At 42.9% G+C, this 20,607-nt stretch carries 23 protein-coding genes; 13 read left to right on the forward strand and 10 right to left on the reverse strand.

Going from position 1 to position 20,607, the window contains the following annotated elements:
• The first annotated feature begins 45 nt into the window (after positions 1–45).
• Genes hemL through KUG63_RS07310 form a run of 3 tightly spaced genes read left to right on the forward strand, consistent with a single transcriptional unit; the run spans position 46 to position 2,354 of the window.
• The gene (hemL, locus tag KUG63_RS07300) at positions 46–1,326 is read left to right on the forward strand and encodes a glutamate-1-semialdehyde 2,1-aminomutase (protein ID WP_287554554.1); all 1,281 of its coding nucleotides are present in this window, start codon (positions 46–48) and stop codon (positions 1,324–1,326) included.
• Positions 1,323–1,736, forward strand: coding sequence for a group II truncated hemoglobin (locus KUG63_RS07305; RefSeq protein WP_015006673.1), 414 nt, complete (start codon positions 1,323–1,325; stop codon positions 1,734–1,736). The genes hemL and KUG63_RS07305 overlap by 4 nt, the downstream gene beginning before the upstream one ends.
• 12 nt (positions 1,737–1,748) lie before the next feature.
• Complete coding sequence (locus KUG63_RS07310) at positions 1,749–2,354, forward strand: DedA family protein (RefSeq protein WP_020162586.1); 606 nt, start codon at positions 1,749–1,751, stop codon at positions 2,352–2,354.
• Between the two features lie 73 nt (positions 2,355–2,427).
• Here KUG63_RS07310 and KUG63_RS07315 read toward each other — a convergent pair whose 3' ends face one another.
• From KUG63_RS07315 to mpl, 4 genes are all read right to left on the reverse strand, one after another.
• A complete protein-coding gene (locus KUG63_RS07315; RefSeq protein WP_041932877.1) occupies positions 2,428–4,488 on the reverse strand; it encodes a bifunctional diguanylate cyclase/phosphodiesterase in 2,061 nt (686 codons plus the stop codon).
• 11 nt (positions 4,489–4,499) lie between these two features.
• The gene (locus KUG63_RS07320) at positions 4,500–4,670 is read right to left on the reverse strand and encodes a hypothetical protein (protein WP_020932103.1); all 171 of its coding nucleotides are present in this window, start codon (positions 4,668–4,670) and stop codon (positions 4,500–4,502) included.
• A gap of 234 nt (positions 4,671–4,904) precedes the next feature.
• Positions 4,905–5,489 (reverse strand): LON peptidase substrate-binding domain-containing protein, encoded by a 585-nt coding sequence (locus tag KUG63_RS07325; protein ID WP_020932102.1) that lies wholly within the window; start codon positions 5,487–5,489, stop codon positions 4,905–4,907.
• Between the two features lie 7 nt (positions 5,490–5,496).
• Positions 5,497–6,852 carry a UDP-N-acetylmuramate:L-alanyl-gamma-D-glutamyl-meso-diaminopimelate ligase gene (gene mpl, locus KUG63_RS07330; RefSeq protein WP_015006678.1) on the reverse strand — a complete coding sequence of 452 codons (1,356 nt, stop codon included), beginning with the start codon at positions 6,850–6,852 and terminating at the stop codon, positions 5,497–5,499.
• 126 nt (positions 6,853–6,978) lie between these two features.
• Between mpl and apaG the strand changes: the two genes are divergently transcribed.
• Together apaG and KUG63_RS07340 are read left to right on the forward strand one after the other, a co-directional pair.
• Entirely contained in the window at positions 6,979–7,362 is a 384-nt protein-coding gene (gene apaG, locus KUG63_RS07335; protein ID WP_015006679.1) for a Co2+/Mg2+ efflux protein ApaG, read from the forward strand.
• A 9-nt stretch (positions 7,363–7,371) separates the two neighbouring features.
• Complete coding sequence (locus KUG63_RS07340) at positions 7,372–8,199, forward strand: symmetrical bis(5'-nucleosyl)-tetraphosphatase (protein WP_287554556.1); 828 nt, start codon at positions 7,372–7,374, stop codon at positions 8,197–8,199.
• On the opposite strand, the gene KUG63_RS07345 is transcribed toward KUG63_RS07340, so the two are convergent.
• The 3 genes from KUG63_RS07345 to lgt are packed head-to-tail and all read right to left on the reverse strand — an operon-like array spanning position 8,196 to position 10,250.
• Positions 8,196–8,678 (reverse strand): dihydrofolate reductase, encoded by a 483-nt coding sequence (locus KUG63_RS07345; RefSeq protein ID WP_287554558.1) that lies wholly within the window; start codon positions 8,676–8,678, stop codon positions 8,196–8,198. The two genes, KUG63_RS07340 and KUG63_RS07345, sit on opposite strands and share 4 nt — an antisense overlap.
• Complete coding sequence (gene thyA, locus KUG63_RS07350) at positions 8,678–9,472, reverse strand: thymidylate synthase (protein WP_073023108.1); 795 nt, start codon at positions 9,470–9,472, stop codon at positions 8,678–8,680. Before thyA ends, KUG63_RS07345 begins: the two co-directional genes overlap by 1 nt.
• A 4-nt stretch (positions 9,473–9,476) precedes the next feature.
• Positions 9,477–10,250, reverse strand: a complete 774-nt coding sequence (lgt, locus tag KUG63_RS07355) for a prolipoprotein diacylglyceryl transferase (protein ID WP_016390535.1) — start codon at positions 10,248–10,250, stop codon at positions 9,477–9,479.
• Between the two features lie 791 nt (positions 10,251–11,041).
• Here lgt and KUG63_RS11885 point away from each other — a divergent pair.
• From KUG63_RS11885 to KUG63_RS07370, 4 genes are all read left to right on the forward strand, one after another.
• On the forward strand, positions 11,042–11,440 hold the full coding sequence (locus KUG63_RS11885; protein WP_081651233.1) for a DoxX family protein: 399 nt from the start codon (positions 11,042–11,044) through the stop codon (positions 11,438–11,440).
• Positions 11,441–11,497: 57 nt separating this feature from the next.
• The gene (locus tag KUG63_RS07360) at positions 11,498–13,243 is read left to right on the forward strand and encodes a thiamine pyrophosphate-dependent enzyme (RefSeq protein ID WP_020932098.1); all 1,746 of its coding nucleotides are present in this window, start codon (positions 11,498–11,500) and stop codon (positions 13,241–13,243) included.
• A gap of 82 nt (positions 13,244–13,325) precedes the next feature.
• Entirely contained in the window at positions 13,326–14,924 is a 1,599-nt protein-coding gene (locus KUG63_RS07365) for an FMN-binding glutamate synthase family protein (protein ID WP_020932097.1), read from the forward strand.
• Positions 14,925–15,149: 225 nt separating this feature from the next.
• Positions 15,150–15,437: a hypothetical protein gene (locus tag KUG63_RS07370; RefSeq protein WP_223253217.1), complete on the forward strand. Its 288-nt coding sequence runs from the start codon at positions 15,150–15,152 to the stop codon at positions 15,435–15,437.
• A gap of 43 nt (positions 15,438–15,480) precedes the next feature.
• On the opposite strand, the gene KUG63_RS07375 is transcribed toward KUG63_RS07370, so the two are convergent.
• On the reverse strand, positions 15,481–17,487 hold the full coding sequence (locus tag KUG63_RS07375; protein ID WP_015006688.1) for a sodium-translocating pyrophosphatase: 2,007 nt from the start codon (positions 17,485–17,487) through the stop codon (positions 15,481–15,483).
• Positions 17,488–17,661: 174 nt separating this feature from the next.
• Between KUG63_RS07375 and ppa the strand changes: the two genes are divergently transcribed.
• Positions 17,662–18,210 carry an inorganic diphosphatase gene (gene ppa / locus KUG63_RS07380; RefSeq protein ID WP_015006689.1) on the forward strand — a complete coding sequence of 183 codons (549 nt, stop codon included), beginning with the start codon at positions 17,662–17,664 and terminating at the stop codon, positions 18,208–18,210.
• A 14-nt stretch (positions 18,211–18,224) separates the two neighbouring features.
• On the opposite strand, the gene KUG63_RS07385 is transcribed toward ppa, so the two are convergent.
• Both KUG63_RS07385 and moaD read right to left on the reverse strand, forming a co-directional pair.
• The gene (locus KUG63_RS07385) at positions 18,225–18,677 is read right to left on the reverse strand and encodes a molybdenum cofactor biosynthesis protein MoaE (protein WP_016390531.1); all 453 of its coding nucleotides are present in this window, start codon (positions 18,675–18,677) and stop codon (positions 18,225–18,227) included.
• 2 nt (positions 18,678–18,679) lie between these two features.
• Positions 18,680–18,949 carry a molybdopterin converting factor subunit 1 gene (gene moaD / locus KUG63_RS07390; RefSeq protein ID WP_020932094.1) on the reverse strand — a complete coding sequence of 90 codons (270 nt, stop codon included), beginning with the start codon at positions 18,947–18,949 and terminating at the stop codon, positions 18,680–18,682.
• 46 nt (positions 18,950–18,995) lie between these two features.
• On the opposite strand from moaD, the gene moaC reads away from it, so the two are divergent.
• The 3 genes from moaC to purU all read left to right on the forward strand — a co-directional run.
• Complete coding sequence (gene moaC, locus KUG63_RS07395) at positions 18,996–19,478, forward strand: cyclic pyranopterin monophosphate synthase MoaC (RefSeq protein ID WP_020932093.1); 483 nt, start codon at positions 18,996–18,998, stop codon at positions 19,476–19,478.
• Positions 19,479–19,480: 2 nt separating this feature from the next.
• Positions 19,481–19,918, forward strand: a complete 438-nt coding sequence (locus KUG63_RS07400) for an HIT domain-containing protein (protein WP_016390530.1) — start codon at positions 19,481–19,483, stop codon at positions 19,916–19,918.
• 13 nt (positions 19,919–19,931) lie between these two features.
• Positions 19,932–20,607: formyltetrahydrofolate deformylase (gene purU, locus KUG63_RS07405; protein ID WP_287554563.1), on the forward strand; the 676-nt coding region annotated here is incomplete at its 3' end.

Consider the following 20,607-nt stretch of genomic DNA (forward strand, 5'->3'; position numbering starts at 1 on the left):
TTATTGCTTATAATGTTCCGTTATTCAAATAAACCACCCATTGATATGAGCAACTCTTCTCTTTTTGATCAAGCACAACAATCTATTCCTGGCGGGGTTAACTCACCGGTTCGCGCCTTTAAAGGTGTCGGTGGAGACCCTGTTTTTATCGACCATGCAAAGGGCGCATACCTTGTTGATACTAACAATAAACAATATATCGACTATGTTGGTTCCTGGGGCCCTATGATCTTAGGCCATAGCCACCCCGATGTTGTTAAAGCCGTCCAAACAGCGGCCGAAAAAGGGCTTAGTTTTGGTGCACCCACCATTATTGAAACCACGATGGCAGAAAAAGTGTGCCAACTAGTACCGTCCATTGAAAAAGTACGCATGGTCAGCTCCGGAACAGAAGCCACCATGAGTGCTATACGTTTAGCTCGTGGTTACACAGGCCGTGACAATATCATTAAATTTGAAGGCTGTTACCACGGTCACTCCGATTCATTATTGGTAAAAGCCGGTTCTGGCGCACTCACTTTTGGCGTTCCCAGCTCACCGGGTGTACCAGCCTCACTGGCCGACCACACACTAACGCTTCCCTATAATGATGCTGAAGCGGTCTCGCAATTATTAAAAACCAACGGCAATGACATCGCCTGTATTATCGTCGAACCAGTCGCTGGCAATATGAACTGCATACCTCCAGAAACCGGCTTCCTTGAGTGCTTACGAACATTATGTGACCAATACGGCATTGTGCTGATTTTTGATGAAGTGATGAGTGGCTTTCGCGTCGCGCTTGGTGGCGCACAACAAGTGTATGGCGTAACGCCCGATTTAACCACACTAGGCAAAGTCATTGGCGGTGGTATGCCTGTCGGTGCTTTTGGCGGCCGCGCTAAAATCATAGCTGAACTTGCACCTGATGGCCCTGTCTACCAAGCTGGCACCCTATCAGGCAACCCCCTAGCTATGTCTGCTGGGCTCGCAACACTTGAGCTTATTAGCCAACCTGATTTTTACCACCAACTATCACTCCGTACCACGCAGTTATTGGATGGTCTAAACAACATTGCTAAAGAAGCCAACATCCCTTTTTCTACCAACCAAGTGGGCGGTATGTTTGGCCTATTTTTCTCTGAGCACAAAAATATTCGCCGCTTTAGCCAAGTCATGGCATGCGACCAGGCACGCTTCAAACAATTCTTTCACCTTATGTTAGAACAAGGGATCTACCTCGCCCCTTCTGCCTTTGAAGCTGGGTTTGTCTCTGCTGCGCATAGTGAACAAGATATTAACGACACACTTCATGCTGCCAAGGTCGCCTTTGAGAAATTAACATGATTGACACATTAAAACCTGGCCAAACCTATAAACTCACCCAATACGAAAAACTAGGTGGTGAAACAGGTATTCGTCAACTTGTTAAGTACTTTTATGAGGCCATGGACAACAACACTGACGTTAAAACAATTCGTGACATGCATGCGGCAGATTTAACGGAGGCTGAAGACAAATTATTTCTTTTTTTAAGCGGGTGGCTCGGCGGCCCTTCGTTGTATATTGAAAAATATGGTCACCCACGATTACGAGCGCGCCACTTACCTTTTTCCATTGGCATTAAAGAGCGTGATCAATGGTTACACTGCATGGATAAAGCTCTCCACAAAATGAATATCGAAAAAGCCATGCACGATGAATTGATGCAAGCATTCTTTAACACCGCAGATTTTATGCGCAACCAAACTGAGTAACAACTGAACTGAATGTTTGCCGAACTGCTTGACACCTTCACACAGCTAATTAACCAGCACCCAACTTGGGCAGGCCTTATTGTCTTTCTAGTTGCCATGGTTGAATCACTGGCTATTATTGGGGTAGTTATACCAGGTGTCGCTATTATGTTTGGAGTCGGCACACTTATTAGCAATGGCACATTAGATATGGCCAGCACTGTTATGTGGGCGGCAGCAGGCGCATCATTTGGCGACGGGCTAAGCTTTGCATTAGGTAAGCACTACGATAAAAAAATTTACACCATCGCTTGGTTTAAAAACAATCCGGATGTATTAAAAAACGGCCACGAATTTTTTGAAAAGTATGGCGCAATTAGTATTTTGATTGGGCGTTTTATTGGCCCTATTCGCGCGATTATTCCACTTATTGCTGGTATTTTAGACATGCCTACTAAACATTATATTCCTACTAACCTTATTGCTTCGGCTTTATGGGCGCCTGCTTATCTCATACCCGGCTTTTTTTTTGGAAAATCGACGACCCTCATCACCACTAATCTTGAGAATGGATGGCCTTTCATCCTGCTCTTTGCTGTGCTTATCTGGGCTTTTTACAAAATACTCAAACAACGCTAATAAACTGATGGCTTAACCCTTACTAAAACCCGTTAAGTCGACTATCAAAAGCCAACCCATTGCTTGTCAGCCTTTATAAAACAACCACATTTCTAAATAATAAATCATCCATCTCTTTTGCTGGCATTGGTTTGTGAAAATAATACCCTTGAAAAACAGAACACCCGTGATAGGTTAAAAAACTCAATTGGCTTTCCTTTTCAACACCCTCGGCAACCACATCCAAGCTCAAACTTTTAGCCATCGCAATAATCGTAGCGGCAATTTCCGCATCCGATTGATCGACGTGCAAATCTCGAACGAATGACTGATCGACTTTTAATTCACTCAGCGGCAGCTTCTTCAAATACATCAGCGACGAATACCCCGTGCCAAAATCATCCATCGAGATTTTAAAGCCGAGATCTGTCAACGCATGCATTTTATCAATAGTCAGGTGTATATCTTTAACAGTAATCCCTTCTGTTATCTCCAACGTCACATAACTTGCAGACACACCTGTTTCATTCAATAAACTTGTTATGGTCTCGAGAAAATTATCCTGATCAAATTGATACGGGCTGATATTTATCGATAATCTAAAATCTGGAGCGATGTCTGCTTGCTTCCATTTTTTCAATTGCCCGAAGGCTTCTTTTATAACCCACTCACCAATCGGTAAAATAAGACCTGTCATTTCAGCTATTGGTATAAACTCCGACGGGGACACCATTTCTCCATCTTTTTTAAACCAGCGTAACAAGGCCTCAGCCCCTAAAATTCGACCAAACTCATCTACCTGCGGTTGATAATATAATTTAAACTCATTAGCACTAAGAGCATGTCTTAAGTCCGTCTCCATTTGCAGCTTAGCATCTGCATCTGTTTGCATCTCAAGCTGGTAAAAACGATAACCATCACGTCCACCTTCTTTAGCACGATACATTGCAGTATCAGCCTGTTTCATTAAACCTTCCGGGGTCGTGGCCATATTTGGGAATGTGGTAATGCCAATACTCGCTGTTAAGTGATAAATTTCACCTTGGATAATGAATTTTTCACTTAAAACATGTCGTAACTTCAACATTAACGAATGAATTTGGTTAATAACCGCCTCTTCAGAATCTTCTAGTTGGCCTGATAAAATAACAAACTCGTCTCCACCCAATCTAGCAATCGTATCCACCCCACGAAAAACATGCTTCAAACTAGCGGCTACTTTTTTTAATAGTTCATCCCCAGCTGCATGACCACGTGAATCATTCAGTGTTTTAAAGTTGTCTAAGTCAATAAACAGTAACGCACCGTGCCGGTGTTCTCTGATAGCAATATCGAGAATGTACTCCATGTGTTCTGTTAACAGCCGTCTATTCGCAAGGCCTGTTAATTCATCATAATAAGCCAGCTCCTGAGCCACTTTTTTTGATTGCTCAACCTCATTCAACGTTGCATTCATCCGTTGCAATAAACTATTAAAATGCTTGGCCATTTCAGCATACTCACTGCTATCTGCCTTATTGACGAAGATTGTCTTGGCATAAGCCTGTTTAAGTGTAATGTCTTTGATATCCTCCATTAAATCTTGTAGCGGCTTGACGAAAATACTTTGTAACCAGATGGACAAGAAAATAGCCAAAACAAACGCGATAGGAATTGAGATCACAATCAACTCCTTTAGCGCTATTAGAAGCTTTTCAGAACTATCAGTAGAAATGGCATAAGTGACAGCACCTACTTCCTCATCTCCAGACACTACAATACTTTTGTATAACAGTAGGTTGTCGACTGCTTTTATTGTATCCGGCTCAACAAGTTGAATATTTTGATGTGCTTGCGCAGATTTTGAATAATGCAAAATAGTCTGCCCGGAAGCTCCCGCAAGGTCGGCATGCTCAAGAACAGGAAACTGTTGCCATTTGCGCAATAATTCCTCACGCAAATTTGGAGCCCCATTCAATACCAAGGTAGCATAATCATTTTCTAAGACCTGAGTGATAGCTTTCAGTTCGCTGACTGACTCTTTAGCATACTCAGCCTTTTCATGTTGATAGGCAAACACAGAATAAAAAACAATCAGTGCTGACGCCATCACCATCATTAACAAGATAAATTGATACCTGACAGGGAGATAAGAAAGCTTCACTGTATTTAACAAGCTTATCCCCTTTAATTAATTGCTTTTTGTAGTAAGCCGACAGAAAACTGCTGCCACTCAAAAAAGGGGGTCAGATTGGCGCGCACAGGTACAGCTATTAGGCAACGACCCACATGATTAACAGCCGGCCATCTAGCATTGCTCTCATAAGCGGCCACCATTTCAATCTCCCATGCTTTCATCTTGTGCGTGCAATTCACCAATGGCTTTAGAGCTTGAGCAAGCATTCAAGCATAAATATTGCCCCTGAAAAAATCTATCCAAACCAAACAACGAGCAAGATATTCTCGATCGCTCATTGCCTTCATTACTCCTTGTTTTCACACACATACCCAAAACCACCCGGTCATAAATTTTTTTAACCTTTAAAATATAGCAGATAAAAACTCTTCTACAAGTCGATAAACAAAGGCAATTTAATGAGCCGATAACAAACCCAAAATCACCTCTAATCGCTCGGTAGGATTGTCTATTTCAAGCAATCGTTGGCGCATAATATTTTCCATTGGAAATACTTCTGTTAGGCGGCAACTTACCCAGTTTGCATCTTTAAACCTTGTTTCATCCAATGAGTTATTGGGCTGATGCTTATTCAGTATCCTTTGTAACATCGTAATTAACTCAGAGCACTCAGCAGGAATCGTTGCGCCCACAGGTTCCTCTAAAATTTTAATACTAGCTGTTCTTAACTGTTGATCAGACACTTGGCTATCTACTATGCTGAATCGTTGACAACCTAATGCCTCAATTTGCAGCACGCCATCGGCTGACTGATCCCAATTGATGATTTTAGCTAATGTGCCTATTGCATAACACTTGGCTGCATCACCTACCTCATGACCATCTTCAATCATATTAACGCCAAAAGGCATATTTTGTTTTAAACAACGGCTCACCATATCGAGGTATCGCGTTTCAAAAATTCTTAGCGACAAAACCCCTTCTGGAAAAAGGGCTACGGATAATGGGAAAATAGGGACATTGTTTGTTGAAATTTGCATGGCCGTGTTACGAATTTAATCTGTCTTCAATTATTTGATGAATACCGCTAAAACTACCATTGCTCATAAATAACACATGGTCATTTGATTGCACAACACTAACGATGGCTGCCACTAAATCATCAATGGTTTTAAAAAGCCTAATATTGGGATAATTACCCATCTCCATTTGCCAGTCCATCTCATCCGGCATAAAAACAAAAGCAAGGTCTGCTTGCTCTAACGAGGGTAACAAGGTCTCTTTGTGCACGCCCATTTTCATAGTGTTGGATCGTGGTTCAAGCACCGCTATTATCCGTTGATCTGCAACCTTTCCTCGCAAACCCGCCAAGGTGCTAGCAATGGCCGTTGGGTGATGGGCAAAATCATCGTACAAGGTAATATTATTTACAACCGCTCGAACTTCCATTCGACGTTTAACGTTTTGGAATCGCGCCAGCGCTTTAATTGCGGTGGCCGGCTTAACACCCACATGAGCTGCCCCTGCAATAGCAGCTAAGGCATTTGATACATTGTGTTGCCCGCTTAAGCTCCAACACACACGCCCCATAAAATCACCTTGATAATACACATCAAACTCGCCTTCACCTGCGTCAAGGTTATCGGCAAACCAAGTCGCTTTAGCTGATGACTGTTTAGCAAATTTTTCTACCGGAGACCAGCAACCTTGTATGAGCACCTCGTCTAAGTTTTCATCACCGGAAGGGGAAATCAACAGCCCATTGTTTGGCACCGTTCTTACCAAATGATGAAACTGGCGTTTTATCGCACCAAGGTCATCAAAAATATCAGCATGGTCAAACTCAAGGTTATTTAAAATACAGGTCTTTGGCCGGTAATGTACAAACTTCGAACGTTTATCAAAAAAGGCCGTATCATATTCATCCGCTTCAATCACAAAGTAATCAGATTCTCCCAACTTAGCAGATATAGCAAAATTTAGCGGCACACCACCTATTAAAAAACCTGGTTTTAAACCAGCGTCCTCTAAGATCCACGCTAACATCGAACTGGTTGTCGTTTTGCCATGCGTGCCAGCGACAGCTAACACCCAATGATGTTGCAATACATGTTCGGCCAACCATTGTGCACCTGATGTGTAAGGCAGATTTAGGTTCAACACCGCTTCAACCTCTTCATTGCCTCGCGACAGTGCATTACCTATCACAACAATATCTGGCTTTACCCTTAAGTTATCAGCACTATACCCCTGCATCAACTCAATCCCTTCGGCTTCAAGCTGAGTACTCATGGGAGGGTAAACACCTGCATCTGAACCAGTAACGGTATGGCCTAAACGTTTCGCCATAACGGCAAGCCCGCCCATAAAGGTGCCACAAATACCTAAAATATGTACTCTCAATTCACGTTTTCCTAGATAATATCGCTGAAGACCATCTTACTTCAGATACTGTTTATATTTGAAGGTAAAGGCCAATTTATTATGAACAACCACCCACATTGGGCAAACGCTATTATTTATAAAACCATGAGTGATATAAAACGTCAAAAGATTCAAGTCGATGTAGACACTACTTACATCGCCTCTTCATCTGAACCAGAAGCAGCACGTTACGTCTTTGCGTATTCTATAACAATTAAAAATACCGGTAATATTGAGGCACAACTCTTGAGCCGTCATTGGATTATCACTGATGCTAATGGCAAAGTTCAAGAAGTGCATGGCGAAGGCGTCGTTGGCGAAAAGCCTCACCTACAACCAGGCGAGTCTTTTCAATATACTAGCGGTGCGGTTATTGAAACATCGGTAGGTGCGATGCAAGGCAGTTATCATCTACAAGATGCTGATGGCGAAAAGTTCACCGCTACCATTGCGCCCTTTTCTTTATCCACTCCAAGAACCTTGCACTAAGGCGCTGTTATGACAACCTACGCCATCGGTGATGTTCAAGGTTGTTATGATTCTCTTCGCCGGCTATTGGATAAAATTCAATTCGATCCTAACAAAGATCAACTATGGTTTGCTGGCGACCTCATCAATCGAGGTCCCAAATCATTAGAAACATTACGTTTTATCATCTCGCTAGGCGACAGCGCCCACAGTGTATTAGGTAATCATGAGTGCCATTTTTTAGCATCCGCACGTGGTCACAAGAAAGCACATCGCACAGATACATTTGCTAATATTTTAGAGGCTCACGATGCCGACCAGCTTATTCACTGGGTTCGGTCGCTTCCATTCTTACATCACGACAAAACACTCGGCTATACAATGATTCACGCAGGCTTGCCTGCCCCATGGACACTTGAAGATGCTAAACGATATGCAAAGGAGCTGGAAGCAGCCTTTCAGAACGATTTATTCGATCCCTTTTTAGCAAGTATGTACGGTAACAAGCCTACCCACTGGGATAACAGCTTGTCAGGTCATGCACGTTTGCGCTTTATTATTAATTGTTTTACCCGAATGCGTTTTTGCGATGAACAGGGACATTTAGAGTTTAAAGAAAAAGGTTCGCCAGCAGATAGTCCGACTCACTTAATACCTTGGTTTGAAGTACCTAAGCGGCAAACAGCCCAGGAAAAAATAGTGTTTGGTCACTGGTCAACTTTAGGCCTCAATAAACAAAACAACGCCTTTTGTTTAGACTCTGGCTGTCTTTGGGGTGGCCAATTAAGCGCCATGACACTGGATGGAACTGAGCGCATAATCTCGCTAGATTGTGACGCTTCATTAGAACCTTATTAGATTCGTCGATAGGTTATAAATGAATACGGGTAAGCGTGCTTTTCGTCCGCTTCATGCTTAACCTGCTCAACGACCTCCCATTCTTCGGTTTTGATCTCAGGAAAAAAAGCATCTGCTTCAAAATCTTGATGGACCACCGTTAAATATAATGTCTCTGTCACCGGTAACATTTGCTCATAAAAACTTGCGCCACCAATGACCATCACATCATCAAATTCTTCCGTCGCCTCTAACGCTGCTGTAATTGAATGAACAATGACAATACCCTCAGCCGTAAAGTTATTATCACGGCTAATAACAATGTTTTTTCTGCCCGGTAATGCCTTTCCTATCGATTCAAACGTCTTACGCCCCATTAAAATAGGCTTCCCCATGGTGACCGACTTAAAATGCTGAAAATCTTTAGGTAAGTGCCAAAGCAGCTCATTATTTTTCCCAATGGCTCTGTTTTCAGCCATTGCAACAATCATAGAAATCATTAAATCGCGACCGGTGCTTTAATCCCGGCATGGGATTGATAACCAATGATCTCAAAATCTTCATACCGATAATCAAATAATGAGGCGGGCTTTCTTGCTATCTGTAATTGAGGCAACGCTAAAGTATCACGTGATAGCTGTAAATTTGCTTGTTCAAAATGGTTGCTGTAGAGATGCACATCTCCCCCTGTCCAAACAAAGTCACCAACCTCTAAGTTTGCTTGCTGAGCAACCATATGGGTTAACAAGGCATAGCTGGCTATATTGAACGGCACCCCTAAAAAGAAATCAGCTGAGCGCTGGTACAACTGACACGACAGTTTCTCATTAGCGACATAAAACTGAAACAATAAATGGCATGGTGGTAAGGCCATATCCGGTATCTGCCCCACGTTCCATGCACTCACTATCATTCGGCGAGAGTCGGGGGTGTTTTTAATTTGCGCCAACACCTCACTGATTTGGTCAATATTCTCGCCAGAAGGAGTTGGCCAAGAACGCCACTGGTGACCATAAACTGGGCCTAAATCGCCCTTATCATCTGCCCATTCATCCCAAATACTCACCCCGTGATCTTTCAAATAGCGTGTATTTGTATCGCCATTTAAAAACCATAACAGTTCATGAATAATAGATCGCAAGTGTAATTTTTTAGTTGTTACCAACGGAAAACCTTTCGATAAGTCAAAACGCATCTGCCGACCAAACACTGACCGCGTTCCAGTTCCCGTTCTATCTTCTTTATCTGTCCCGTTATCGAGGATATCTTGCATTAACTCTAAATATTGTTTCATTAACTTAGCCTTTTTGTTTTGCTTTCAGCATTAAGACGGCTCCTAACAGCAACATTGGCAAGGTCAAAATTTGCCCCATGGTTAGCCAACCAAATGCTAAGTAGCCTAAATGCGCATCGGGCAGCCGGACAAACTCAACCGCAAACCTAAAGGCACCGTAACCGATTAAAAACAGGCCCGACACGCTCATCCTTGCTCTTGGTTTGCTTGAATAAATCCATAAAATAAAAAATAGCACAAAGCCTTCTAGTACCGACTCATACAATTGTGAAGGGTGCCTAGGCATATTACCTAACCCTGGCACTAGCATACCTAGCGCAAAATCAGTCGGTTTACCCCACAGCTCACCATTAATAAAATTACCAATTCGTCCCGCCCCTAAACCAATCGGTACCAAAGGGGCAATAAAGTCAGTCACTTCAAAAAAGTGATGCTGGTATTTTTTGCCAAACAGGTACATGGCAACAAGCACACCCAATAACCCCCCGTGAAAAGACATACCGCCTTGCCATATTTTTAACAAAATAACAGGGTTATCGATAAAAGCAGGGAAGTTATAAAATAACACATAGCCAATACGGCCACCCAATACCACACCCATCGCCGCGTAAAAAATAAGGTCATCAATTTGCTGAACACTCCAGCCCACCTTTTTAGCCCTATACCGACCTAACAACCATGCCCCCACAAACCCAACAAGGTACATAAGGCCGTACCAGTGAACAGCCAACGGCCCGAGGTTGATCGCAACGGGGTCTATTTGTGGGTATACCAACATATTATTTAATCCTTAAAGGGTGAACATTTTAGCGTGCGATACAAACAACTGAAAGAGTGGCATCACACTGAACAAATCATTAAACGGTTTAGACGCCACCATAGCAATAAAAAAGCACTAAACTTTGTGGCATATCCATTTTTATCATCCAATGATGTCCTCTGATTACAAAGTAAGGGCAAGTAACGCGATATTCCTTATCTAGCTATCAGCAACGTTAGTGCTAACACTCATCCTTATAGCAAATCATTGGAAAACAAGATGAATAGAACTACAAAAAATAAAAACCTAAAGCCCAGCCCTCATCGGCACGGTGTTCAAATGTAGTCAACGTAGGCATTGGTCAAATACGCTGAATTCACATTCCAAGTGCAACACCTAAGTTAAAAAAGTAGACATCGCAGGAATCTGATAGATTTAAATCACCAAAGTAAAAAAAGAAATCACAAAAAACACAGCCGAGAACAGCATAAAAAGTAACGATTACTTTTAACCAAAATAACAGTTTATGACAGCCATATCATACTCAAGAACTTACCCTTTCAGGATATAAATTTATGAAAAAGATAATTTCAATATACGACTATTTAGTCGGGGGGAGCTGAAATCTTCCGCGGATTATATCCCTCTGATCCTACTCCGTATTATCCACTTTTGAGAGTTTTGGCAAGCAGGAACCGAGAAGCTTCTTGAAAAAAAACTGTTTTGGCGAAGTACCTTGGGCTGAATGACAAGTGGGCTTTCCTTTCTCATTGTATTTACTGTCCTTAGACATTAATTGACCTGCTTCGATGCAGGGAGAGTTAATTTTTTCAGTGATGCTACTGCTTGGCTTATTTACTCGTTTTACGGCCTTATCCCTAATAGTCATAGTCGTGGTTGCCATAATATCTGTGCATTGGCCATCTCAATGGGCACTTTCAGTGATTTATGGCAAGGCTATGTCAACCACTTATGGCTATGGAAATTATAAGCTACCACTTCTATTTATAATTATGCTACTCTCTTTGATGTTTAGTGGTGGCGGACGTAACAGCTTGGACCAGCTCTTACTAAAACTGACGAAAAGGGATGATTCCAATCACCCGTCAGATATGATTCTAACTATAGGCTGTGGAGCCTTGGCACTTGCCATATGTACTATCCACTTTTTTCCACCATCGGCTTTCTTCTGGCTGGAGTATCGCTGATTTGCCTTGTTCGTCACAACACTATCCATAAAAACGACTAAAAAATTGGGAGTCACTATGGCCGCTAAGAATGTATGTGAAGTTTTACTAGATATACTCGCTGAGGTAGGAGCACGTCAAATATTTGGAGTAACTGGTGACGCACTCAACCCCTTTCTTGAAGCGATGCGTGGCGACAATCGGTTTGAATGGATTGGTGTTAGGCATGAAGAAAATGCCGCTTACGCAGCCTACAGTCAATCCATACTAACGGATGGCATTGGTATTTGTGCTGGTACAGTTGGCCCCGGCGCACTGCACTTAATAAATGGCCTCTATAACGCGAAACGAGAATCTGCTGGGGTCATTGCGATTACTGGACAAGTTGCTCATAAGGAAATGGGCACTAACTATCATCAGGAAGTAAACCTACAGAAAATGTTTGATGATGTCTGTGGTTTCCAAGCCATCATCCATTCACCAGAACAAATGCCACGACTAGCTCAAATAGCCGTACAAAAAGCTTTGATTGACCGTGAGGTCGTACGCATTGAATTACCGATTGATGTTTCGAGTCAACCAGTACCAACAATGACAATGCGGCATAACTTACTGACCATACCGTCACGACTACTTCCACCTGATAGTGAAATACAGAAGGCAGCTAAAGCAATAAACTCTGCTAGTAAAATTAGTTTGTTTTGTGGAGCTGGTTGTCGTCTCGCTAAGGCTAATATTATAACCTTGGCGAAAAAATTAAACGCGCCGATTACTCACACTCTCAAAGGTAAAGATATCTTTGACTACGATGACCCCAATGTAACCGGCATGACTGGCCTAATCGGAAATCCTGCGGGTTACCATAGTGTACTAGATGCAGACGTGTTAGTAATGCTAGGCACTGACTTCCCTTACGAATGGTTTCTCCCAGAAAACGCCACAATTATTCAGGTGGACCAATCTGTAGAAAGACTTGGTCGGCGTGCGGCCGTCGATATTAGCTTGCTGGGAACTGTTCAGGATACTGTCTCAGAATTATTGCCATTTATTGAAGATAAGACTGACACCACCTTTTTGAATAAACAGTTCGAGCGCCGTGATCGTTGGCTAGCACTGATGGATAAGCAATCTGCTCTATCCAGAACCGAAAAACCATTACACCCTCAGTTATTCGCCAAAGCTATCAGTGACCTAGCATCAAATGATGCTGTTTTCGCCGTCGATGTTGGTGAATGTACCGTATGGGTTGCCCGGCAAACACGCCTTAGTAAAAACAGGCGCTTGGTCGGATCATTTAATCATAGCTCCTTAGGCTCTGGCCTGCCTTCCGCATTGGGCGCTATAGCGCTAAACCCTACACGACAGGTCTGGGCATTTTGTGGTGATGGCGGATTCGGCATGGCCATGCAAGATTTTCTAACAGCCGTACGATACAACTGGCCACTTAAAATTATTGTGTTCAATAATAGTCAATTAGGGTTTGTCAAAATGGAAATGGAAGTCTCCGGTTATCCGTATAACAATACCGCTACTGATCTTGTTAACCCTGACTTTGCTGAGTATGCCAGAATCTGCGGCGGAGAAGGTACCAGGGTTACCGAGGCGGACCAAATAATCCCTGCTATTAAACAAGCACTAGCATCACCCGCACCTTTCATCATTGACGCTGTTGTTAGCCCTGGAGAACTAGTTATGCCACCGCATATTGATTTAAAACAGGCATGGGGGTTCGGTATCTCAAAAATTCGCGAAGGCATTTTAGGACTCAAGGGCGACCATACCCAATGGAGCAACTGGAAAAAAGAAATTGATTCTAGTCTCTAAAAATTATTTAGACATATCATTCTGCGCAACACACCTTTTTTCTGTCAGTAAGCACTAAGCTAATTCATTCAAAGGTATATTAATGGCACGCACACTCTATTTCATAATCTCTATTTTGGGCCCGCTACTCACAATAGCTGCATCACAGTATTGGGCTAGTGCTTTATGGTTATTTGTTTTCTTAGTGCCCTTCATACTTATCGGTATATATGATCTCACGCTTACTAAACACAATGTGCTCCACAACTATCCGGTAATAGGGCACCTCAGATATGCGCTGGAATTTATTGGGCCTGAAATACGCCAGTACTTTATTGAAACAAACCAAAGTGGCAGGCCTTTTAACCGAGAAATTCGAGGCCTGGTTTACGCCCGTTCCAAAGGTGAACAAGACACACAGCCCTTTGGAACACAGTTTGATGTTATGGAAAATGGCTACCATCGTGCAAACCATTCCCTTTCTCCTAAAAAAGTTAGCGAACATCATGCCCGCGTATTAATTGGCGAACATACCTGTGAACAGCCCTACTCTGCATCTCGACTCAATGTATCGGCCATGAGCTTCGGTGCACTTAGTTCTAATGCACTACGCGCTCTTAATGCGGGGGCAAAGAAAGGTAACTTCGCACACAATACTGGCGAGGGCGGCTTGAGCCCTTACCACCTAACAGAAGGTGGTGATATTATCTGGCAAATAGGGACTGGGTATTTTGGCTGTCGCGATGCCGACGGTAATTTTGATGAGGCGCTATTTAAAGAAAACGCAGCTAATACCTCAGTAAAAATGATCGAGATAAAATTATCCCAAGGAGCCAAACCGGCACACGGAGGTGTTCTTCCAGCCGCCAAGGTTACTGAAGAAATTGCCAGCACCAGAGGTGTTGAGGCCGGTAAAGATGTAATTTCACCGCCAGCACATTCAGCCTTTTCAACACCCGAAGAATTAATCAAATTCATTGCGCATCTACGAAAAATATCAGGAAAACCTGTAGGTTTTAAGCTTTGTATTGGCAACAGGATTGAATTTCTAGGTATTTGCAAAGCGATAAATGAACTGGGCATCACCCCCGACTTCATTACGGTTGACGGTTCAGAAGGTGGAACGGGAGCCGCGCCAATCGAGTATACAGACCGCCTTGGTACTCCCCTTAACGAAGGACTTGTCTTTGTAAATAACTGCCTGATAGGGATTGGTGTAAAAGATAAAATAAAAATTATTGCCAGCGGAAAAGTTGCAAGCGGTTTTGATATCATCACCAAGATAGCCCTTGGTGCTGATCTCTGTAATTCAGCTAGAGCAATGCTGTTTTCTCTCGGTTGCATACAATCTTTACGCTGCAATACCAACACATGCCCAACGGGCATCGCTACCCAAGACCCCATACGAGCTAAAGCAGTAAACGTTGCCGAAAAACACATTCGTGTCGCCAACTATCATAATGCCACTATAAATAGCTTTTTGGAAATTGTCGGTGCAATGGGCTTCGACGACCCTAACAACCTTAACCCGAAGGCCATTTATCGCCGTACAGTAAATGGAACAGAGTCTTCCTTTGCTGAAATTTACCCACCTGTGTTGCCAGGCCAACTGCTGACCTCAATTGATATTCCTGAATATAGCTACAATTGGAAGCTAGCAAGTAGTAAAAGTTTTAACCCTACAAATGGACTTAGAAATTAAGGTGATGGATTCAGGTATTTCCTGTATTAACCACAGGCAACAAGTTGTTGATAAATTAAATTATCGGCCTGGAAAATGTTTAAACTTCAGAACACCTTATGAGGTCTTCTTTAAAATTAAAACTGTGCACTTAGAATGTGAATTCAACTACACTCATGCGCTCTTTCAGAGGATGACACCCCTAACTTACAAGAAAGTAATGAGTTTAGAAGTGCCGGTGTGTTAATGAAAGCCATTGCTGATGAAGCCCTATCTTGGCGACAATCACTTGAAGAAGGCCTACAACCAGCTATTGTGGCCGTTCTACAAGGTGGCATTCAAATTGACGTGTTAAAACTCTCTCAAGTCAGTTTCCACGGTATTAGAATTGAAGGCAAAATGGGCGGAAATAGCTGCGTGATGTTTGCTCACCAATCCAGTGTACAAATGCTCTGCCACGCGATAGAAATAAAAGAAGAGGCGCCCCAACGATCCATCGGTTTTATTTGGCCTGATAAAGAAGTTCACATATAAAAAAAGCGGCATGTAAGCCGCTTTTTTTATACCCTTTTACGCTCTACCCGAGCAACGGCGCAATAACCAAACTTACAATCGCCATTACATTAATCAATATATTCATTGAAGGGCCTGATGTGTCTTTAAAGGGGTCGCCTACCGTATCACCTACCACTACGGCAGTATGGGTATCAGAACCTTTACCGCCTAAATTTCCTTTTTCAACGTACTTTTTAGCATTATCCCAAGCTCCACCGGCGTTCGCCATCATCAATGCTAACAACACGCAACACAGTAATGCGCCTGATAACATACCACCTAAGGCTTCGGCGCTTATAAAAAAACCAACCAAAGGAGGTGCACTCACTGCAATCACACCGGGCACAATCATTTTCTTAAGTGCCGCTGTTGTTGCAATATCAACACAACGAGCAGTGTCTGGCTCGGCTGTTCCTTCTAATAATCCATCAATCTCTTTAAATTGGCGACGAATTTCCTTAATCATCTCAAATGCCGCATCACCGACAGCTGTCATCGTCAATGCAGCAATAACAAACGGAATAACCCCACCAATAAATAAACCAATTAATACTTGCGGATCATTTAACTGCAAAGAGAAATCTGGCACATGTACCGATACTGTTTCTATAAACGCAGTAATAATCGCCAAGGCCGCTAATGCCGCTGCACCAATAGCAAAGCCTTTACCTATCGCTGCTGTTGTATTACCCAGTTCATCTAACGAATCTGTAATTTTACGGGTTTCCTCGCCCAAGCCCCCCATTTCAGCAATACCACCGGCGTTATCTGCAACGGGGCCATAAGCATCTATGGCCATAGTTATGCCAACAGTCGCCAGCATGCCCACCGCAGCAATACCCACACCGTATAAACCAGCAAAGTGGCTGGAAACCGCAATCACTCCACAAATACTAAATGCTGGAATAGCCACTGATTGCATACCAACAGATAAGCCTGTAATCATCACGGTTGCAGGGCCCGTTTCGCCTGATTTAGCGATATGTTTAACCGGCGCTCCTGCAGTGTAATATTCTGTCACTAAGCCAATTACCATACCACCTACTGCACCGGCCAAAACCGCTACCCAAACATAATTACTCACATCCATCATCAAAATAAGTAGCAAAGCCACAACAATAAATAAAGCAGATGCCCCCATAGTTCCCATACGTAGTGCTTTTTCTGGCGACTTGGAAGCGTTGTTTTTAACAATAACAATACCACCTATTGAGCAAAGCAAACCAATCGAGGCCAATGCCAAGGGTAAAAACATTAAACTGGACTGTGCGCCCAGCTCTGACAGCAAAACAGCAGACATCGTTGATGCAATCGCAATGGTCGCAATCATTGATCCGCAATATGATTCAAAAATATCTGAGCCCATGCCAGCAACATCGCCCACGTTGTCGCCAACATTATCAGCTATCACGCCCGGATTACGCGGGTCATCTTCTGGTATGCCCGCTTCAATTTTCCCCACCAAATCCGCACCAACATCTGCACTTTTAGTAAAAATACCGCCACCAACACGAGAAAACAGCGCAACAACTGAGGCGCCCATCGCAAAACCATGTATAGCATGTGAGCTTTCGGGGTCACTGCCAAAAAATAAATACATCAAGCCTAAACCCATTAGGCCAAGAGAGGCTACCGCTAGCCCCATAATTGAACCACCAAAGAAAGCAACTGAAAGAGCTGCTTCGGCGCCATCTGTATGAGCGGCCGTTGTTGTTCTAACATTCGCTTTGGTGGCTGTATTCATACCAATATAACCAGCCGCACCAGAGGCCAACGCGCCCACTAAGAAGCAAAGTGCTGTTGCCCAACCTAAAAATATAAATGTTAAAACAAATAAAGCGGCCGCAAAATTAACCAGCATTTTATATTCGCGCTTCATAAAAACCATTGCGCCTAAATGAATTTGCTCAGCAATTTTTGCGACAACACCCTCACCTTCCGGGTACTTCATTACCAAGCTATATACATATTTCGCTGCATACAAACCAAAACACCCAATAATAGGGGGCAATAAGTGACTCAACTCCATAGTTTTCTCCTGATGATTATTCTATTTCCCGTTGATTAGCTTCATAAAAACACCACGCCTTCTCTTTTTTACTCTGCCTACTGGTATGGTGCAAGCAGAAAGCTTAATTAAATCAAATCCTCCCTGTATAATGCGGCACAACATTCAATCCAACATAAAAACATAGGAAAAAACATGAGCCTTAACCTAGTCCCTTCTGGGGAAGATCTACCCCATGACGTTAACGTTATTATCGAAATACCCTCTCACTCTGATCCTATTAAATATGAAGTCGACAAAGAATCTGGCGCATTATTTGTAGACCGATTTATGGGCACTGCCATGCATTACCCATGTAACTATGGATACGTGCCGCATACACTTTCTGATGATGGTGACCCAGTGGATGTGCTCGTTATTACACCCATTCCTTTGATGAATGGCTCGGTTATTCGCTGTCGTCCTATTGGTGTTTTAAAGATGACTGATGAAGCAGGTGAAGATGCCAAAGTATTGGCTGTGCCTGTATCAAAACTGACACCCTTGTATGATGATGTTAAATCCTATGAAGATATCTCACCGGTTACCTTAAAACAAATCGCTCACTTTTTTGAACACTATAAAGATTTAGAAGCGAATAAATGGGTAAAAGTTGAAGGATGGGAAGGTGTTGATGGTGCCGCCAAAGAAATTACAGAAAGTGTTGCTCGTTACAACGCTATAGAAGAAAAGCCTAACTTCTAAACGGCTTGTTCTGATCAATAACCGCTGGTGTTTTTTTCAACCCAGCGGTTTTTTTCTGCCTGCAAAGCGGTAGAACTAAGGTTCTCTTTTTTCCAAAAAGGTGCCTTACTTTTTAAATCTTCCATAATAAAACGACTCGCCTCAAACGCATCTTTACGATGTACCGACCAAGCAGCCACCAAGACTATAGGATCATTTGGCAATAGCGCCCCTACTCGATGAATAACTAATGTTTCCAGCAGGTCCCACTGTTTTTTTGCCGATTGAACGATCTTTTCCAAGTGTTTTTCGGTCATTCCAGGATAATGTTCAAGAAACATTCCGTTGACGGCATCTCCCTCGTTCATATCACGCATCGTTCCAATAAAATTAGCACAAGCACCAAACTCACCTTCTCGCTTCATTTCTCGCTGAAAGGTTGCTAACTCATGCCAAGGGTCAAACGCTTTTTGAATAATTTTAATCATTCTCAACCACCCGTAACTGGAGGAAAAAAAGCCACTTCATCGCCAGCATGTACTAACGAGTCCGCTTGAGCATATTCATGATTAACCGAATACAGCACCTGCTGGGATACATCGTACCCCTTGCTCACATGCTTCCAAACATCTTCGACCGTTTTTAGGCCGTCAATATTAAGCTGTTGCTCGCTACGCCCGAACAGCTCTTTTAAACTGGCAAAATAAAGTACTTTTACAGACATCGCTTCTTCATACATCTGACTATTTGATTGTGTCATAATTGATTATATTATCATGTTAACAAACGAATCGAGCCACTAGATTATGTCTGAACTCACACATTTTAACACCGCCGGTGATGCTCATATGGTCGATATTAGCGCCAAAGCCGATACCGACCGGACAGCCGTAACTGAAGGCTTTATTGAAATGAGCGCTGCCACCTTACAACGGGTGATGAACGGCGATAATAAAAAAGGCGATGTGCTGGGTATTGCACGGATCGCTGGCATTATGGCCAGCAAAAAAACAGCTGACCTTGTGCCCTTATGCCACCCCTTACCAATTACCCATGTGGACATTAAACTGGAACCTGATACGCAAAATAACTTGATTGCTTGCCAAACCACCGTCACCACATTGGGCAAAACAGGTGTTGAAATGGAAGCCCTCAATGCTACTCAGGTAGCCTTACTGACAATTTACGATATGTGCAAAGCGGTTGACCGCGGTATGACTATTCAAGGTGTTCGTTTGCTTGAAAAAAAGGGCGGAAAATCAGGTCATTGGAAACGTGAGGAGCCATAAACATGGACTTTGAATTACATCCAAGGCTTGCTGAAGATTGTTATTACCTAGGCGATTTTCCTTTGTGTGCACTTTTACTGAGCAAAGACGCCAATTACCCTTGGTACATTCTTGTGCCCCGACAAGCAGGCATTGTCGAAGCATTTCAGCTCAATAAGCAGGACCAACAAACACTACAAGATGAATCCTTACAATTCAGCCAAGCGTTAAGCGCAGCCTTTTCCGCTGACAAGATGAATATCGCCGCATTAGGAAACATGGTCCCGCAATTGCACCTTCATCATATTGTTCGTTATAAACATGATGCCGCTTGGCCAAATCCTATATGGGGCCATGTGAGCGCTAAACAATACACCCCTTCTGCATTACAAGACCGTATTCAAAAAACACACCAATTGCTCGGTCAGATGCACTTCACCCCTAACTTACAAACCAGCTAAAACAGGGCTTATTTTGAACCAACAAACCACCGCCATCTTATTAGCAGAATGTCCTGATCAAGCTGGCATTATCGCAAAAGTTACCAATTTTCTTACTAAGAATAATGGCAATATCGTCGATTTAGAACAACATGTCGATACTGCAGATAAGCACTTCTTTATGCGTGTTGAATGGCAACTAGAAAACTTTTCTATTGACCGCGAACAGATTCAAAAAACCTTTTCGGAAGAAGTTGGCTCGGCGCTTAATATGAACTGGCAGATAGCATTTTCTGACATTAAACCTAGGCTTGCACTGTTTGTTTCACAGCATGGGCATTGTTTGTTCGACATTCTTTCTCGCTACCAATCCGGCGAGTGGGACGTCGAGATCCCCCTGGTCATCAGCAATCACAAAAACCATCAATCACTTGCTGAAAACGCAGGCATTGCTTTTCATCACATACCCATCACTGCCGACAACAAGCAGCAGCAAGAACAGGCGCAACTTGACTTACTTGCCAAGCATCAAATAGACACTATTGTGCTGGCTCGTTATATGCAAATATTAAGCGCCAACTTTATAGACCATTACCCGCATCAAATTATTAACATTCACCATTCTTTCTTACCTGCTTTTCCAGGCGCAAAACCGTATCACTCAGCTCATGAAAGGGGTGTAAAAATCATTGGCGCTACAAGCCATTATG

It is taken from the genome of Cycloclasticus sp. (assembly GCF_019090545.1).
GTDB lineage: Bacteria > Pseudomonadota > Gammaproteobacteria > Methylococcales > Cycloclasticaceae > Cycloclasticus > Cycloclasticus pugetii.

Bases quoted from the DNA above. Each gene is read 5' to 3' on its own strand.
- hemL (WP_287554554.1), top strand. From the start codon at position 46: ATGAGCAACTCTTCTCTTTTTGATCAAGCACAACAATCTATTCCTGGC.
- KUG63_RS07305 (WP_015006673.1), top strand. From the start codon at position 1,323: ATGATTGACACATTAAAACCTGGCCAAACCTATAAACTCACCCAATAC.
- KUG63_RS07310 (WP_020162586.1), top strand. From the start codon at position 1,749: ATGTTTGCCGAACTGCTTGACACCTTCACACAGCTAATTAACCAGCAC.
- KUG63_RS07320 (WP_020932103.1), bottom strand. From the start codon at position 4,670: ATGAAAGCATGGGAGATTGAAATGGTGGCCGCTTATGAGAGCAATGCT.
- KUG63_RS07325 (WP_020932102.1), bottom strand. From the start codon at position 5,489: ATGCAAATTTCAACAAACAATGTCCCTATTTTCCCATTATCCGTAGCC.
- apaG (WP_015006679.1), top strand. From the start codon at position 6,979: ATGAGTGATATAAAACGTCAAAAGATTCAAGTCGATGTAGACACTACT.
- KUG63_RS07340 (WP_287554556.1), top strand. From the start codon at position 7,372: ATGACAACCTACGCCATCGGTGATGTTCAAGGTTGTTATGATTCTCTT.
- KUG63_RS07345 (WP_287554558.1), bottom strand. From the start codon at position 8,678: ATGATTTCTATGATTGTTGCAATGGCTGAAAACAGAGCCATTGGGAAA.
- thyA (WP_073023108.1), bottom strand. From the start codon at position 9,472: ATGAAACAATATTTAGAGTTAATGCAAGATATCCTCGATAACGGGACA.
- lgt (WP_016390535.1), bottom strand. From the start codon at position 10,250: ATGTTGGTATACCCACAAATAGACCCCGTTGCGATCAACCTCGGGCCG.
- KUG63_RS11885 (WP_081651233.1), top strand. From the start codon at position 11,042: ATGCAGGGAGAGTTAATTTTTTCAGTGATGCTACTGCTTGGCTTATTT.
- KUG63_RS07360 (WP_020932098.1), top strand. From the start codon at position 11,498: ATGGCCGCTAAGAATGTATGTGAAGTTTTACTAGATATACTCGCTGAG.
- KUG63_RS07365 (WP_020932097.1), top strand. From the start codon at position 13,326: ATGGCACGCACACTCTATTTCATAATCTCTATTTTGGGCCCGCTACTC.
- KUG63_RS07370 (WP_223253217.1), top strand. From the start codon at position 15,150: ATGAAAGCCATTGCTGATGAAGCCCTATCTTGGCGACAATCACTTGAA.
- KUG63_RS07375 (WP_015006688.1), bottom strand. From the start codon at position 17,487: ATGGAGTTGAGTCACTTATTGCCCCCTATTATTGGGTGTTTTGGTTTG.
- ppa (WP_015006689.1), top strand. From the start codon at position 17,662: ATGAGCCTTAACCTAGTCCCTTCTGGGGAAGATCTACCCCATGACGTT.
- KUG63_RS07385 (WP_016390531.1), bottom strand. From the start codon at position 18,677: ATGATTAAAATTATTCAAAAAGCGTTTGACCCTTGGCATGAGTTAGCA.
- moaD (WP_020932094.1), bottom strand. From the start codon at position 18,949: ATGACACAATCAAATAGTCAGATGTATGAAGAAGCGATGTCTGTAAAA.
- moaC (WP_020932093.1), top strand. From the start codon at position 18,996: ATGTCTGAACTCACACATTTTAACACCGCCGGTGATGCTCATATGGTC.
- KUG63_RS07400 (WP_016390530.1), top strand. From the start codon at position 19,481: ATGGACTTTGAATTACATCCAAGGCTTGCTGAAGATTGTTATTACCTA.